The organism is Microbacterium radiodurans, assembly GCF_008710705.1.
In the GTDB taxonomy this organism is placed as follows: domain Bacteria; phylum Actinomycetota; class Actinomycetes; order Actinomycetales; family Microbacteriaceae; genus Microbacterium; species Microbacterium radiodurans.
The window spans coordinates 897,062-911,650 of sequence record NZ_VYRZ01000001.1 but is presented as its reverse complement, the minus strand read 5'-3'; the positions used below and the strand labels follow the sequence as shown (position 1 = coordinate 911,650).

Sequence of the window (14,589 nt, the reverse complement as noted above, 5' to 3'; positions counted from 1 at the left end):
ACAGCACCTTCGCGCCGAGCCCGTGGGCCGAACCCACCGTCTCGGCGCGAGAGTGCTGTCTCGTGGCACGGGGGGGGGCTGGCGGACGCGGAGGCGGCGCGGAGGCGCGGGCGGAGGCGGGGGCGCGGGTCGGGGCGCGGGGGCGGGGGCGCGGGTCGGCGATACGTTCGTCGGACCCGCGGGGCAGGAGAGGATCCGGCCGGCCGCACAGGCACCACCCGCCCCAGCCGCCCGACGAACGTATCGGCTCCCGGCGTGTGCAGCCGCCCGGGATCAGGCGGCCGGCCCGATACCAGCAGGCCCGTATCAGCCGGTCCGGGATCAGCCGGGCTCGGGATCAGCGCTGGACGGGGTCGGCGCCGACGGCGTGGAAGCGGGCGAGGTCGGCGAGGGTCGGCGAGGCCTCCCAGTCGCCGGGGCCGAGACAGGCGATCGCGCCGCACGTGTTGCCGCGGTGCAGCGCCTCGGCCACCGAGCCGCCGGGGCCTCCGGCGTCGCCGCCGCCTGCCAGACGGACGCTGAGGTAGCCGGCCACGAAGGCGTCGCCGGCACCGACGGTGTCGAGCGGGTCGATCGCGAAGCCGGGCGCGTCGACGATCTCGCTCCCGACGTGCGCGGTCGCGCCGTCGGCGCCGCGCTTGATGACGACCTCGGCGACGCCGGCGCTGCGCAGGGCGACGGCGGCGGTGTCGGCGTCGGTCCCCGCGATCAGCTCGAGCTCCGACGTGCCGCCGAAGACGATGTCGGCGCTCTCGGCGATCTCTCGCAGCAGCGGCGCCGCGACGACGGATGCCGCCAGCGCCGACCGGTAGTTGATGTCGAAGCTCACGGGAACCCCCGCCGAACGCGCGCGCACCACGGCGTCGCGCACAGCATCGGCGGCCGTCGCGGACAGCAGCGGGGTGATACCGGTGACGTGCAGGAGCGCCGCATCCTCGACGCGCCCCTCGGGAACGTCCGCGGGCTGCAGGCGGGAGCCCGCGGAGCCGGCACGGTAGTAGTGGACCGCGGTCGTCGCCGCCGTCGGTCGTTCCTTCAGCATGAGGCCCGTGGGAGCGGCCGGGTCGACGTGCGCCGCGACCTCGATGCCCTCCGCGCGGAGCTCGCGCACGACGCGCTCGCCCAGCGGGTCGTCGCCCACGCGGCCGAACCAGGCGACCGGCACGCCGAGGCGGCGGAGCGCGATCGCGACGTTCGACTCCGCGCCGCCGATGCCGACGGCGAGCGAGCCGATGTGGCGGAGCGAGCCGATCTCGGGCGCCCGCAGCAGCGCCATCGTCTCCCCCAGGGTGACGACCGGACGCGCCGCCGCGCTCACGAGCCCGAGCCCTCGGCGCACGCCGCGACGAAGCGCGCGGTGCGCTCGCGGAGAGCTGCGAGGTCGCCGTCCGCGAAGGCGTCGCCGAGGAGAGGACCGCCGACGCTGACCGCCACCGCGCCGGCGGCGAGCCAGGCGCGCGCGCCGTCGAGGTCGACGCCGCCCGAGGGGACGACGGCGATGCCGGGGAACGGGCCGCGGAGGTCCTTCACGTAGCCGGGCGCGACCTGTCCGGCGGGGAACACCTTCACCGCCGAGGCGCCGAGCGACCACGACGCGAACAGCTCGGTCGGGGTGAGACCGCCCGGAACGATGGGGAGCCCCGCGGCAACGGCACGTTCGACGAGCGTCGCCGAGGTGATCGGGGTGACCGCGTACGGTGCTCCGGCGTCGATGACGCGCTCCAGCTGGTCGAGCGCGGTCACGGTTCCCACCCCGATGTCGGCGGCGCCGCGGTACCGCTCGATGAGCGCGGGCAGGCGGTCGAAGGTCCCGGGAGTCGTGAGCGTCACCTCGACGCTGCGGACCCCGGCATCCACGAGTACGTCGAGAACCCGCTCGTAGTCCTCGGCCCGTCGGGCCCGCGCGACGACGACGAGTCGCCCGTCGCGGGTGAGCGTCGGCAGCGCGGCGCGGTTCGGAGCGGTCTCACCAGTCATGCATCGTCCCATCGAGGAGCCGGTTCACCGGCAGGTAGGCCTTCGTGTACTCGAACGCGTCGGCTGCGGCCTCGTCGAGCTCGACCCCGAGTCCGGGGGCATCGCCGGGGTGCAGGAACCCCCGATCGTATCGGTACGACGTCCGGAAGACCTCGAGCGTCGCGTCATTGTGGGGCATGTACTCCTGGATGCCGAAGTTGTGCAGCGCCAGCCCGAGGTGCAGCGCCGCGGCCATGCCGACCGGGGAGATGTCGGTGGGTCCGTGCATCCCGGACTTGATGCCGTAGATCGCCGCGAAATCGAGCAGCTTCTTCATCGCCGTGATGCCGCCCGTGTGCGTGACCGCCGAGCGGACGTAGTCGATCAGCCGCTCGGTGATGAGCGTCTGATAGTCGTAGACCGTGTTGAAGACCTCGCCGATCGCGAGGGGCGTCGTCGAGTACTGGCGCACCGTGCGCAGCGCGGTCTGGTCCTCGGCGGGGGTGCAGTCCTCGAGCCAGAACAGGTCGTAGGGTTCGATGTCCTTCGCGAACCGGGCGGCCTCGATCGGCGACATGCGGTGGTGGCCGTCGTGCAGGATGCGCAGATCGGTGCCGAAGTCCTCGCGGAGTCGGCCGAAGACGCCGGGCATGTGCGACAGGTACTTGCGCGTGTCCCACGCCTCCTCGGCGGGACGGGTGGCCGACGAACCGTCCGCGGCGCGCTTGGCCGGCTCGTAGTCGTACTTCGCGCCCGGCTTGGCGGTCGCGACGCCGTAGATCTGTCCGAGGCCAGGGATGCCGGTCTGCACCCGCACCGCGGTGACGCCGCTGTCGACGTAGGCGGCGACGGCATCCTTCAGCGAGGCGTAGTCGGCACCGGACGCGTGGACGTAGACCCGCAGCGCGTCGCGGCTCGCGCCGCCGAGCAGCTGGTACAGCGGCACCCCGGCCTTCTTCGCCTTGATGTCCCACAGCGCCATGTCGACCGCGGCGATCGCCGCCATCGTCACGGGGCCGCGGCGCCAGTACGGTGCGCGGTACAGGTACTGCCAGGTGTCCTCGATGCGATCCTCGTCGCGGCCGATCAGGGTCGATGCGAGGTGGTCGCGCAGGTACGAGGCGACCGAGAGCTCGCGGCCGTTGAGGGTCGCGTCCCCCCAGCCGACGACACCGTCGGAGGTCGTGATCTTCAGGGTGACGAAGTTGCGTCCGGGGCTCGTGACGCTCACATCGACGAGTTCGATGGTCATGCGGTGCTCCTGAGAGGGCGGGATGCGGCGACTCGTGCCGCCGCATCCCGGATCGTGGTCGGTCGGGTCAGATCGCGTCGCGCGGGTCGGTGAGATCGCGCCCGGCGACCTCGGGCATCCAGATCGAGGCCACGAGCGCGCAGAGCGTGAAGAACATCAGCATGATGATGATCGGGATGAACGAGCCGGTGACGGCCGACACCCAGGCCGCCGCGATGACGGGGCCGGCGCCGGTCGCGACGATCGCCGCGATCTCGCGGGCCATGGCGGTGTAGGTGTACCGGTTGCGGGCTCCGAAGATCTCGGGGAGCGTCAGGTTCTCGAGCGAGGCGAAGCTCATCACCGCGAGGTTGTGCAGCAGGACGTAGCCGATGAAGACCTGCGCCGTGTCGCCGCTGCTGATCATGAGCATCGTCGGGACGATGACGATGAGCGCGACGATCGCCCACACCATGTACATGCGCTTGCGGCCGAACCGGTCGCCGAGCCAGCCCGAGAGCGGGACGGTGATGAAGGCGACGAGCGACGAGACGATCACGGCATTGACGCCGATGGAGCGGTCGAGCAGCAGCACCACGGTGATGTAGCTGATGAGGTACGTCTGGATCATGCCGGAGTTGCCGGCCTGTCCGAAGCGCAGCAGCAGGGCGATCGAGAAGGCCTTCCAGGGCTTGCGCTGCATGGCCTCGAGCGTGCGGACGTCGCCGGTCTCGGTCGCGAGCTGGAGCGCCTCGGCACGGGTGAGGGCCTTGCCGTCGACGACGTCGTCGCGCTCCTCGAAGACGGGGGTCTCCTTGAGGTTGAAGCGCACCCAGATCGCGAAGAGCATGATGACCGCGCTGGCGATGAAGGGGATGCGCCAGGCCCAGTCGATGACCTCGTCCTCGCTGAACGCGACGAGCAGGATCGCCCAGATGCCCGACGCGAGCAGCGTGCCGCAGTTCGTGCCGAGCGCGACGAGCGATGCGATGATGCCGCGACGCTTGGCGGGCGCGTACTCGGCGAGCATGACGCCCGCGCCCGAGATCTCGGCGCCCGCGCCGAAGCCCTGCGCGATGCGCAGCAGCACCAGGAGGATCGGGGCGAGGATGCCCACCTGCGAGTACGTCGGCAGGAAGCCGATGAGCGTCGTGGCGAGACCCATCAGCAGGATCGTGTAGAAGAGGACCTTGGTGCGGCCGGTCTTGTCGCCGAGTCGGGCGAAGAAGAACGCGCCGACGGGGCGGGCGACATAGCCCACGCCGTAGGTGGCCATCGCGGCGACGACCGCGACGGCGGGGTTCTCGGACGAGAAGAACAGATCGGCGAACACGAGCGCGGCGGCCAGCGAGTAGAGCTGGTAGTCCATGAACTCGAGCGCGGTGCCGAGCCAGCCCGAGATGGCGGCGCGGACGAGGTCGCGCACCGACCGCTTCGCGGTGGGATCGGCGGCCGAGGCCGTCGTGGTGGCGTCTGACATGGGAGGTACTCCTTCGGACCTGGAGGGGTGTCGGGTGCGGCGGTGGGTCGTGGGCCGTGCGGGACGGCGACGCCGCGGTATCGCTAGAGGGAGAGCAGCACCTTCGCCGAAGCGGAGGAGTCGCGGGCGATCGCGAACGCGTTCACGGCATCGGCTGCCGGGATCGCGTGCGAGATCACCGAGTCGAGGGCATCGGATGCCGCGAGCATCGTCACGGCGTCGTCGATCTCGTCCGAGAATCGGAAGGCGCCGCGGAGGGTGACCTCCTTCGCCAGGAGCGGCGCGAGGTTCACCCCGATCTCGGTGTTCGGCAGCATCCCGACCTGGACGATCGTGCCGGTGCGGCGGACCGCGCGCACCGATTGGGTGAGGGCGACGCCGACGCCGGAGCACTCCAGGACGACGTCGAAGGACTCGTCCGGAACGGCGTCGGTGCCGACGAGGAAGGTCTCGGTCGCACCGAGCGCGCGGGCGCGCTCGAGGGGCTCGGGCCGGACATCGCTCGCGGCCACCGTCGCGGCCCCGGCGCGGACGGCCGCCGCGGCCACGAGCAGACCGATGGGGCCGGCGCCGACGACGAGCACGCGCGCGCCCGCGACGTCGCCGGCGAGCCCCACCGCGTGAAGCGCGACGGCCAGCGGCTCGGCGAGCGCCGCGCGCTCGAGCGGGAGACCCTCCGGCAGCTCGCGCACCATGTGCTCGTCGACGACGAGGTACTCCGAGGCGCCGCCCTGGCGGTGGGGGTCGGCGGCCGCGCTGCCGAGGTAGTCGCCGCCCGCGCGCAGGTGGGGGTGAGCCTCCAGACCGGGGGCCTCCGGCCCGAAACGGGCGGGGTGCACCGTCACCGGGGTGCCCGCGGCCAGGCGACCCGACGGGTCGAGGTCGACCGTGCCGGAGAGCTCGTGCCCGGGAGTCAGCGGCTCGCGGATCGTGTACTCGCCGTTCGCGCCGTGGAAGTAGTAGTGGAGGTCGGAACCGCAGATGCCGACGAAGGCTACGCGCAGGCGCACCTGCCCGGACCCGGGCTCGGGGATCTCCCGATCCTCCCAGCGGATGTCCTCTGCCCCGTGGATGGCGAGCGTCTTCATCGCAGCTCCGTCTCGGTCGTGGGTCGTGCCGCGCCGGCGGATGCGCCGACGCACTCGTCGATCGCGGCGTCGACGCCGTGTCGGGCGATCGTGTCGACGAGGTCGCCGACCCGATCGATGAAGGCGGTCTCCGCCGCCAGCTGCTCGCCGAAGAGCTGACGCTCCGCGATGACGCGCGACGCGAGGTCGCGCCCCCCGCTCGCCGTGGCGGCGAGCTCGGCGAGGCGGTGCTGCGCGGCATCCGTCATCGCCTCGGCGTGCGGTCCCGCGTCGAAGCCGGGAAGCGGCGCGATGCACGAGAGGTAGCCGGCGACCGTGAGGGCGATGAGGTGCGGCATCCGGCCCGACGCGAGGGCGAGCAGGGCGGGTTCGGGGATGCGCTGGCGGAGCTTCACCGAGCCGTCGCTTCCGACCTGCGACGTGCGGTGGCCGAGGGCGCTGTTGCCCCAGCGCTCGAAGAGCTGCCGCTCGTACTCGCGGACGTCGACGCCGGAGGGCACCTGCACCGACGGCTCGTACTCGCCGCGGAGCACCGCGCGTGCTGCCGCCTCGATGCCGCCGGCGGCGATCGCGTCGGGGATGGTCGCGGCGCCGCGGAGAGCGCCGAGATAGGCGATGAGCGAGTGGGTGCCGTTGAGCAGGCGCACCTTGAGCTGCTCGTAGCGTCCGACCTCGTCGGTGAACACGGCGCCGCCCGCCTCCCACGCGGGGCGGCCGCCGGCGAAGCGGTCCTCGATCGCCCACATCGTGAAGGGCTCCGCGGGTACGGGCACCTCGTCGATCGCGCCGAGCAGGACGCTGACCTCAGCCCGCAGTCGGTCGGTGGTCGCGGGGACGATGCGGTCGACCATGCTCGAGGGGAAGCTCACCGACGCGTCGAGGAACGCGAGCGCTTCGGCACCCTCGCCGCTCGGTAGCTCGGCGAGGAACTCGCGGACGAGCTTCTCGGTGTGCGAGCCGTTCGCGGCGAGGTTGTCGCAGCTGAGCACCGAGACGGGCGCGCCGCCCCGCGATGCGCGCAGCTGCAGACCGCGCGCGAGCTGTCCGATGGTGGTCCGCGGCGCCTCGCCGGCCAGATCGGCGCGGACGAGCGGGTCGTCGAGGTCGAGGCGCTGCGAGGCGGGCGCGTAGCTGTATCCGTTCTCGGTGACCGTCAGGGTCACGACGCGGATGCCGTCGTCGGCGAGGTGGCGCACGACGCGCTGCGGGTCGTCGGCGGCGACGTAGGCGTCGGTGTGCGCGCCGGGGATGCTCAGCCGCGTGCCGTTCGGGGAGATCGTGGCGACCGTGTAGCGGAGGTCCTGCGCGTGCATCGCGTCGACGACGGAGCGCGATCGCGAGGCGACACCCACGATCCCCCAGTCGCCGCCGTCGCGCTCGAGCGCCGCAGCCGTGTACACCGCCTGGTGCGCACGGTGGAAGCTGCCGAGACCGAGGTGCAGGATGCCGGCGCCGCTCGGCGCGGGGGCATCGGATGCCGAGCGGCCGAGGCGCGGGAGATCGTCGCTGATCGTCATGAAAACTATGATGATGTTGTTGTACAAACTTGTCAAGCCTTTACATCGACACATGGGCGATCATGGAAGGACGGCGGATGGCGGGAGCTACGGTGGCAGCGACTTTGACGGACGTGGCACGTCGGGCCGGCGTGTCGATCGCCACGGCCTCGCGGGCCTTCGGCGAACCCGACCGACTCGCGGCGGCGACCCTCGACCGCGTGCTCGTCGCGGCGGGCGAGCTCGGTTATGTCGCATCGCAGACCGCGACCGCGCGGCGGACCCTGGGCGTCGTGTTCCCCGACGTCGCGAACCCCGTCTACGCGACCCTCCTCAAGGCGATCCAGGGGCAGGCGTGGCACAGCCGCCACCGCATCGCGGTGTTCGACGCCGACGAGGACCCCCGGCGGGAGCGGGAGCAGATCGAACGCGCCCGCGAGCTCGACGGGATGCTGCTGTGCTCACCGCGCCTGCCCGACGACGAGGTGCTGGGCATCGTCGGCGAGGCGCCGTGCGTCGTCGTCAACCGCTCGATCGATCCCCTGCCGAGCGTGCTGATGGACACGGAGTTCGGACCGACCCAGGCCGTCGAGCACCTCGTCGCCCTCGGCCACCGTCACGTCGCCTACGCCTCCGGGCCGCGCGGCTCCTGGGCCGATGCCCGCCGGTCACTGACGATCGAGCAGGCCTGCGATCGGCACGGGGTGACGCTGACCCGGCTCGGTCACCAGGCGGCATCCATCCAGGGCGGACGCGCCGCCGCCGCCCCGACCGCGGCGAGCGGCGCGACCGCCGTCATCGCCTACAACGACCTCGTCGCGCTCGGTCTCGAGGCGGGCCTCTCGGAGCTCGGCGTCACCTGCCCCGACGACATCAGCATCGTCGGGATCGACGACATCGACCTCGCCGGTGCCGTGACCCCCGGCCTCACCACCGTGCGCATGCCGATCGCGCGGTGCGGCGCGCTCGCGGTCGACCTCCTGGCCGAGGCCATCGCCGGCACCGCGCCCGCCCGCTCGGCGACCCTCGGCTCGCAGCTGATCGTCCGGGCCTCGACCGCCGCCCCCGCCCCCCGCTGACCCGGCGGCGTCCGCCGCGGCATCCGCGAGACAGCATCCGAGCACCGAAACAGCAGCTGCCGGACGCTGTCTCGGGGCTCCGGTGCTGTCTCGGCGAATCCGCGGGAGCCGCGGGGCGGGAACGGCGAAAGCCCCGGCGGACCGGGGCTTTCGGGTGGCGGAGACGGAGGGATTTGAACCCTCGGTCCCCTTACGGGGACTCCACCTTAGCAGGGTGGTGCACTAGGCCTGACTATGCGACGTCTCCACGGCATCCGACGCGAGACGGCGCGGATGCACCCGGCAATCATAACCCGCTCCCAGGCTGACTCCGAATCGGCCCCGGCAGACTCAGCGCTCCGCGACGGTGCAGGTAACCTGGGCGGCGCTCGATCCCGCGATGTCGCTCGGCAGCTCGACGTACTCCGTCGCCGGCGGGGTCGCGTCGGTCGCGGCGGGATCCGGTGCCGGCTGCTCGCCCTCCGGCGTCGCGGGCGCGGCGTCCGTCTCGGTCGGGGCGGGCGCAGCGGGCTGCTCGGCCTCGCCGACGACCTCGACGCCGTAGCCCTGGCTCGCATCTCCGGTGAGCTGGATCGGCTGGTTGTTGGCGAGGGCGTCGAACAGCGTCGCGGCCGAGTCCGTGTTCGGCATCACGCGGAGCCCGTCCGGCGCGTAGTACGTCGGATACTGCAGGAAGTTGATGTCCGAGAACGGCACGTCCTTGACCGCCATGGCGATCTGGACCATGCGCGTCGGGCTCGCGAGCGACTCGCTCAGCTGCAGCTGCTGGCTGTTGACCTGCTGCAGGGCGGTCGTCGCGATGTTGAACAGCGCCTGCGGGTTCGCCAGCACGGCATCCGACTGGAGCTTGCGCACCATCGAGCTCATGAACTGCTGCTGGTTCGAGATGCGGGCGAGGTCCGAGCCGTCGCCGATGCCGTGACGGATGCGCAGGAACTGCAGCGCCTCGGCGCCCTGCAGCGTGTGGGTGCCGGCCGTCAGGCTCAGGCCGGTGTGGCGGTCGCTGATGTCCTCCGAGACGCAGACGTCGACGCCGCCGATCGCGTCGGACATGTTGATGACGCCGGTCCAGCGGATGGATGCCGCGAACTGGATGTCGATGCCGGTGAGCTCCTCCACCGTGAGCACCGTGCACGGCAGCCCGCCGTAGCCGTACGAGACGTTGATCATCTGCGCGCTCATCGCCGAGTGGCGACCGCCCTCGCCGTCGGGGCACGACGGGATCGGGACGACCATGTCGCGCGGGAACGAGACGACCGTCACGCGGCGCGGCTCGTCGCTGATGTGCACGAGCATCGTCACGTCGTTGCGCTCGAGCCCGTCGTCGTCGATGCCGCAGCGCGGGAAGAGGGCGAGATCCTGCCCCTCGCACGAATCGGTGCCGACGATGAGCATGTTCACGCCGCCCTCGATCTCGCCGATCGTCGGCGGCAGCTGGGCGACGTCGTCGCCCTCGAGCGCCACGCTGTTGTCGGCGACCGAGCGCGACGCGTCCCAGACCGCGAACGCACCGACGGCGCCGGCGCTGATCGCGACGACGAGCACCATGACGCCGAGGACCGTCAGCACCTGCACGAAGGGGTTCGGCGAGGTCAGCACGCCGTGACGCGCGACGGGGCGGCGGTGACGACGCGATGCTCTCGCATCCGAACGTGCGCTCACGGATGTCCCTCTCGACGAGCCGATGAGGAGGCTCCCGGATGCCGCGCGCACCCTGCGCGCGGACGGAGCACTCCCCCAGTGATCGACTCATCCTACGAAAGGCGCGTCGGGAAAGCCTGGGAAGACCCGGCCGACCCGCCGCGCGCGCGTGCTCGTACGCCGAACCGTTATGCCGGGTGATGACGCCCCCCAGACGACCGCCACCACCCGGCATCCCCGGGTACCGCGCTGCGAACGGCCGCCCCACGACCGTTCCGACGTCGACGCTAGTTCGCAGGCGAGCCGCGGCATGCCGGAAACAGCCGGAACTGGTATCCGATCCCAGGCCCCCGGGTCGGGGAACTGGGATCCCGGCCGAACGGCGCCGATGTGTGAGCATGGACCCCAGGGGAGGTCGCGGATGGCTCTCGACGACGCATGGGCGGACGTGCTGCCCGACGACGCCTCCGACCGGGTCCGCGGCGCCTGGGCGCGCTCGGAATGGGACGTCGTCGCCGATGAGCTGTTCGCCCTCGCCGCCGATCACGGCGACCCGCGGCTGATCGCGCCGATCGTGGCACTCGACACCCAGCTGATCGCTCTCCCCCAGCTGGCCGCGCACACCGACGAGCTGGCCGCGCTTCCGCGGACCGCTGTGACGGAAGCGGCGCGCGCCTTCCTCCTCGCCCTCCACGACCCCGACGACGAGCGCACGATGTCGGCGCTGCGCTCGGCGGTCTCGGGGCTGCGCGGCGATGACGACCTCCTGGCGGCGACGCTCGCGACCTGCGCCGCGACGATCTTCATCGACCGCGCCCGCTGGGCGGAATCGACCTGGTTCGTCGAGGCCGCCGACGCCGCTCTGCACCGGGCCCGCGCGGCCGGCGCGCCGGAATCGGCGATCGAGGCCCTGTGGTTCCGGATGATGGTGCCCGCTGTGATGGTCGAGTGGAACACCTTCGACGGAACCGCCCGCCTCGACGCGCTCGCGGAAGCCCTCGCCGTGCCCCGCGCCCGCAATCTGCTGCGCTCTCACCACGGCCCTGCCCTCGTCGCGATGGGCCAGGTGCTCGCTGCCCGCGGCGAGTTCGGTGCCGGCGCCGTGAGCATCGCGCGCGGCATCCCGCTGCTGCCGCCTCGGTCCCATCTGCGCGCATCGGCCAACGCGCGGCTCGCTCACGTGAAGTACCGCCAAGGCGACTGGCAGGGCGCGCGGAGCGCCGCCGAGCTCGTCCGGGACGTGGACGTCGTCGGTGCGGCCTGGACCCGAGGCCTCCTCGCGTCGGTCGACACGCTGCATCCCGCGACCGGCGGCGACCTGCGCACCGCGTCGGAGCGGGTCCGCGCGGCTCAGGCCGTGCTCGTCGAGCAGCCGAGCGTGCAGGGATCCACGATGCTGTTCCACGCGCAGCTCGCGATCGTGATCGGACGGAACGACTGGTCCGGGATGCTGCGCCTGCTCGACGACGCGGAGGAGCCCGGGTACCGCCGCATCTACACCGACCACGAGTGGCGTGCGCTGCGGGGGATGGCCCTGCGCAACCTCGGGCGGCACGACCGGTACCGACGGCTCGTGCGATCGTGGCGGGACGAGCAATCCGGCGCCGAGGACACCGCCTACTTCTGGGCGCACACCGCACTGCTCGCGCAGATCGACGGCGAGTCGGACGCCGCCCTGGTGGCGGCCCGCCGGGCGCGCACGACGATCAGCGACGGCGACGATCCGCTCGGACGCACGTGGGTGCGGCTCGTGGTGGGCACGATCGTCTCGCTCTACGGCGACCCCACCGAGGGGATGGAGTCGTACGAGGCCGCTCGCGGCGAGCTGTCGGCGATGGGCGCCCGAGGGTTCGAGGGCCTGTGCACCCGCATCATCGAGAGCACCGCCGCACAGCTGTCGCGCGTCAGCGGCGACGCGCTCGCGACCCTCACGGCGCAGCAGCGACGCGTCGCCGAGCTCGTGACGGAAGGCTTCACGAGTGCCGAGATCGCCGAGATCCTCTACCTCTCCAAGAAGACGATCGACTTCCACGTCGCGAACATCCTGTCCCGGCTCGGCCTGCCGAGCCGGCGCGAGCTCGTGCGGAGGTTCGGACGCGGCAGCGCAGGCTGACGCGCCGCCTCAGGCCGGGGCGAGCAGCCCGCGCTCCTCGACGAGTTCGATCGAGAGCACTTTGTAGCCCTGCGACTCGAAGAAGACGGTCACGCGGTCGTCCTCGACGGCCATGACGGTGCCCTCGCCCCATTCGTGGTGACGCACCGTCTCATCGACGGCGAACGGGGCGGCCTCGGCATCCGTCGCCGCGTCGGCACCCGCCGCCTCCGCGCCGTCCGTCGCCGCGGCGGTGCGGTCGGCGGCGGTGGCCCGGCACGTGTCGCAGCTCTCGCACGGCTCGACGTAGTCCTGACCGAAGTAGCCGAGGAGCGTCGCGCGGCGGCACCGCCGCGTCTCGGCGTACGCCCGCAGCATGTCGATGCGCGAGTGGTCGATGCGCTCGCGCTCGTCGGCGCGTTCGAGCGCTGCGGTCACGGCGCGCTCGATCGTCATGCCCCGACGCAGCGCCGCGCCTGCCCGCGCCTCCCGCACCGCGCCGGCGTCCACGAGCACCGTGAGGAGCGCGGTGACCCGCCGCGACGACAGATCCGCCTTCTCGGCCAGTTCGCCACGGCGCCGGGTGCCGCCGGAGATCGCCGAGACGAGGCGCTTCAGCTCGCCGCGCTTGGGCGCCGAGGCGGCGAAGAACCGGCGGAGGGAGAGATCCTCGGGGCGATAGTGGAGCGTCGCCGTCGCCGCCTCTCCGTCGCGTCCGGCGCGTCCGAGCTCCTGGTAGTAGGCGTCGACCGAGTCGGGGATGTCGGCGTGGACGACGAATCGCACATCGGCCTTGTCGATGCCCATCCCGAACGCCGAGGTCGCCACGACGACGTCGACCGAGCCGTCGTGGAACGCCTCGTGAACGCGCGTGCGCTCCTTCGCCGTCAGCCCGGCGTGGTAGGCGACGGCTCGGACCCCGCGGTCGCTCAGCCGCTCCGCGTACTCCTCGGTCGACCGACGGGTCGCCGTGTAGAGCAGACCCGGATGCGGCAGCCCCGCCACCTCGTCCACGACGGCATCCCGCTTCTCGCTCTCGGTCTCGTGCCGGCGGACGTTCAGCTCGATGTTCGGGCGGTCGACGTCGCCCACGAGGATCGTGGGGTCGTCCATGCCGAGCCGCTCGATGATCTCGGTGCGGACGGGACTGGTCGCCGTCGCCGTCAGCGCGAGGACGGGCGGACGGCCGAGCCGTTCGGCGACGTCGCCGAGGAGGAGGTAGTCCGGACGGAAGTCGTGACCCCATGCCGCGATGCAGTGCGCCTCGTCGACGACGAGGAGCGAGACGCCCACCGCGGCGAGCTCGGCGACGACGTCGTCCTTGGCGAGCTGCTCGGGGGCCAGCAGCACGTAGGACGCCTCCCCCGAGCGGATCGCATCCCATGCCTCGCGCTGCGCCCGCACACCGCGCGCGGAGTTGAGCGCGACTCCGTCGGGGGCGTCCGGTGCGTCGACGAGCCGCGCCAGCTGATCCTCCTGGAGCGCGATCAGCGGCGAGACGATCGCCGTGAGACCGGGCCGGAGCGCCGCGGCGACCTGGTAGACCGCCGACTTGCCCGCACCCGTCGCCCACACGACGAGCACGTCGCGTCCGGCGACGGCGGCCTCGATGGCGTCGAGCTGCTGCGGTCGCAGCTCCTCGATGCCGAAGGACTCTCGGGCGACACGGGCGATCTCGTCGGGCTGCACGGATCCAGTCCATCCCGGCGCGGGCTCTGTCGCAGGTGGCTTGCGCCGATCGGCGCGATGTGGAACCGCCGCGCTCACGCGCCCGCCCGCTGCACCCGGTCGTACGCGGGCTGGCGCAACGCCCGCACCCACGGGTACACGTCCGAGCCGGGCAGCGGATGCCGGCCGGCGTCGAAGCGCAGCGCGTCGTCCTGATCCGGCGACGGGCGCAGCTCGAGCTCGGCGAACGCGCGCCAGCGCCCGAGCGGCGACGCCGTCGAGAGCAGCAGCCGCCAGCCGAGGCGATGGTGCGGGTCGCCGGCGATCGTGCGCGCGAGCAGCAGCACGGGTCCCCGGCTGCCGCGGTACGGCAGCAGGATGCCGAGGCGCGCCCGCTCCGGTCGGCGGTGCGGCACCAGGGCGAACCTCAGGGGCACCCCGGCGCCCGTCGAGGCGAACTCGATGTGAGCGTCGTCCGCGTCCGCGGCGCGCGCCCGCAGGTCGAGGTCGTCCTGTGCGCCTTCGGCATCCGAACCGGGCACCCGCAGGGCGAGGCCCCACACGTCGGGCAGCCCGTCCGGGAGCCCGAGGGAGCGCGACAGCCGCGCGCGGACCGGCACCGAGGACCCCGGCTCCGGGTCGTCGACCCAGCCGAGACCGGTGTCCCGCGGCCCGCGCAGCCATCGGACGGCGCCGTCGAACAGCTCGCCGCGCGCGTGGATCGGGCGCGGCCGGCGCAGCACCAGCATCCCGGCGAACACCGTCCGGAGGATCCGCCCGGCGAAGGCTGCGGGGGCCGCTGCTGCGACGGGACGGGAGGCGGAGGCGTGCATGCACCGAGTGGACGACATCCCGGGC

11 protein-coding genes and 1 tRNA gene are annotated in these 14,589 nt (G+C 72.6%); 2 read left to right on the top strand and 10 right to left on the bottom strand.

The genetic code is table 11. The features are described 5' to 3' along the window. Positions 1–337 precede the first annotated feature (337 nt). The 6 genes from F6B42_RS04205 to F6B42_RS04180 all read right to left on the bottom strand — a co-directional run bounded on the left by F6B42_RS04205 (position 338) and on the right by F6B42_RS04180 (position 7,272). Positions 338–1,318 carry a sugar kinase gene (locus tag F6B42_RS04205; protein WP_223878329.1) on the bottom strand — a complete coding sequence of 327 codons (981 nt, stop codon included), beginning with the start codon at positions 1,316–1,318 and terminating at the stop codon, positions 338–340. After that, positions 1,315–1,977 (bottom strand): bifunctional 4-hydroxy-2-oxoglutarate aldolase/2-dehydro-3-deoxy-phosphogluconate aldolase, encoded by a 663-nt coding sequence (locus F6B42_RS04200; protein ID WP_150418307.1) that lies wholly within the window; start codon positions 1,975–1,977, stop codon positions 1,315–1,317. Before F6B42_RS04200 ends, F6B42_RS04205 begins: the two co-directional genes overlap by 4 nt. Next, entirely contained in the window at positions 1,967–3,208 is a 1,242-nt protein-coding gene (gene manD / locus F6B42_RS04195; protein ID WP_150418306.1) for a D-mannonate dehydratase ManD, read from the bottom strand. The genes F6B42_RS04200 and manD overlap by 11 nt, the downstream gene beginning before the upstream one ends. A 67-nt stretch (positions 3,209–3,275) precedes the next feature. After that, positions 3,276–4,667: an MFS transporter gene (locus F6B42_RS04190; RefSeq protein WP_150418305.1), complete on the bottom strand. Its 1,392-nt coding sequence runs from the start codon at positions 4,665–4,667 to the stop codon at positions 3,276–3,278. An 83-nt stretch (positions 4,668–4,750) separates the two neighbouring features. Further along, positions 4,751–5,755 carry an L-idonate 5-dehydrogenase gene (locus tag F6B42_RS04185; protein WP_150418304.1) on the bottom strand — a complete coding sequence of 335 codons (1,005 nt, stop codon included), beginning with the start codon at positions 5,753–5,755 and terminating at the stop codon, positions 4,751–4,753. After that, complete coding sequence (locus F6B42_RS04180; protein WP_150418303.1) at positions 5,752–7,272, bottom strand: mannitol dehydrogenase family protein; 1,521 nt, start codon at positions 7,270–7,272, stop codon at positions 5,752–5,754. Before F6B42_RS04180 ends, F6B42_RS04185 begins: the two co-directional genes overlap by 4 nt. A 113-nt stretch (positions 7,273–7,385) precedes the next feature. On the opposite strand from F6B42_RS04180, the gene F6B42_RS04175 reads away from it, so the two are divergent. Next, complete coding sequence (locus tag F6B42_RS04175) at positions 7,386–8,330, top strand: LacI family DNA-binding transcriptional regulator (protein ID WP_263405849.1); 945 nt, start codon at positions 7,386–7,388, stop codon at positions 8,328–8,330. Between the two features lie 155 nt (positions 8,331–8,485). Here the strand turns inward: F6B42_RS04175 and F6B42_RS04170 are convergent. Then, positions 8,486–8,577: transfer RNA gene (locus F6B42_RS04170), tRNA-Ser, on the bottom strand. An 83-nt stretch (positions 8,578–8,660) separates the two neighbouring features. Continuing rightward, a complete protein-coding gene (locus tag F6B42_RS04165) occupies positions 8,661–9,992 on the bottom strand; it encodes an LCP family protein (protein WP_223878327.1) in 1,332 nt (443 codons plus the stop codon). Between the two features lie 400 nt (positions 9,993–10,392). Here F6B42_RS04165 and F6B42_RS04160 point away from each other — a divergent pair, with 400 nt between their 5' ends. Continuing rightward, a complete protein-coding gene (locus F6B42_RS04160; RefSeq protein WP_150418301.1) occupies positions 10,393–12,084 on the top strand; it encodes a helix-turn-helix transcriptional regulator in 1,692 nt (563 codons plus the stop codon). 9 nt (positions 12,085–12,093) lie between these two features. Here F6B42_RS04160 and F6B42_RS04155 read toward each other — a convergent pair whose 3' ends face one another. Next, positions 12,094–13,752 (bottom strand): RecQ family ATP-dependent DNA helicase, encoded by a 1,659-nt coding sequence (locus F6B42_RS04155; protein ID WP_223878326.1) that lies wholly within the window; start codon positions 13,750–13,752, stop codon positions 12,094–12,096. 74 nt (positions 13,753–13,826) lie between these two features. Further along, positions 13,827–14,564 (bottom strand): hypothetical protein, encoded by a 738-nt coding sequence (locus F6B42_RS14935; protein ID WP_223878325.1) that lies wholly within the window; start codon positions 14,562–14,564, stop codon positions 13,827–13,829. Positions 14,565–14,589: the final 25 nt, after the last annotated feature.

Excerpts from the sequence above, each read along its gene's own strand:
- F6B42_RS04180 (WP_150418303.1), bottom strand. The coding sequence starts at position 7,272 with ATGACGATCAGCGACGATCTCCCGCGCCTCGGCCGCTCGGCATCCGAT.
- F6B42_RS04200 (WP_150418307.1), bottom strand. The coding sequence starts at position 1,977 with ATGACTGGTGAGACCGCTCCGAACCGCGCCGCGCTGCCGACGCTCACC.
- F6B42_RS04185 (WP_150418304.1), bottom strand. The coding sequence starts at position 5,755 with ATGAAGACGCTCGCCATCCACGGGGCAGAGGACATCCGCTGGGAGGAT.
- F6B42_RS04190 (WP_150418305.1), bottom strand. The coding sequence starts at position 4,667 with ATGTCAGACGCCACCACGACGGCCTCGGCCGCCGATCCCACCGCGAAG.
- F6B42_RS14935 (WP_223878325.1), bottom strand. The coding sequence starts at position 14,564 with ATGCACGCCTCCGCCTCCCGTCCCGTCGCAGCAGCGGCCCCCGCAGCC.
- F6B42_RS04160 (WP_150418301.1), top strand. The coding sequence starts at position 10,393 with ATGGCTCTCGACGACGCATGGGCGGACGTGCTGCCCGACGACGCCTCC.
- manD (WP_150418306.1), bottom strand. The coding sequence starts at position 3,208 with ATGACCATCGAACTCGTCGATGTGAGCGTCACGAGCCCCGGACGCAAC.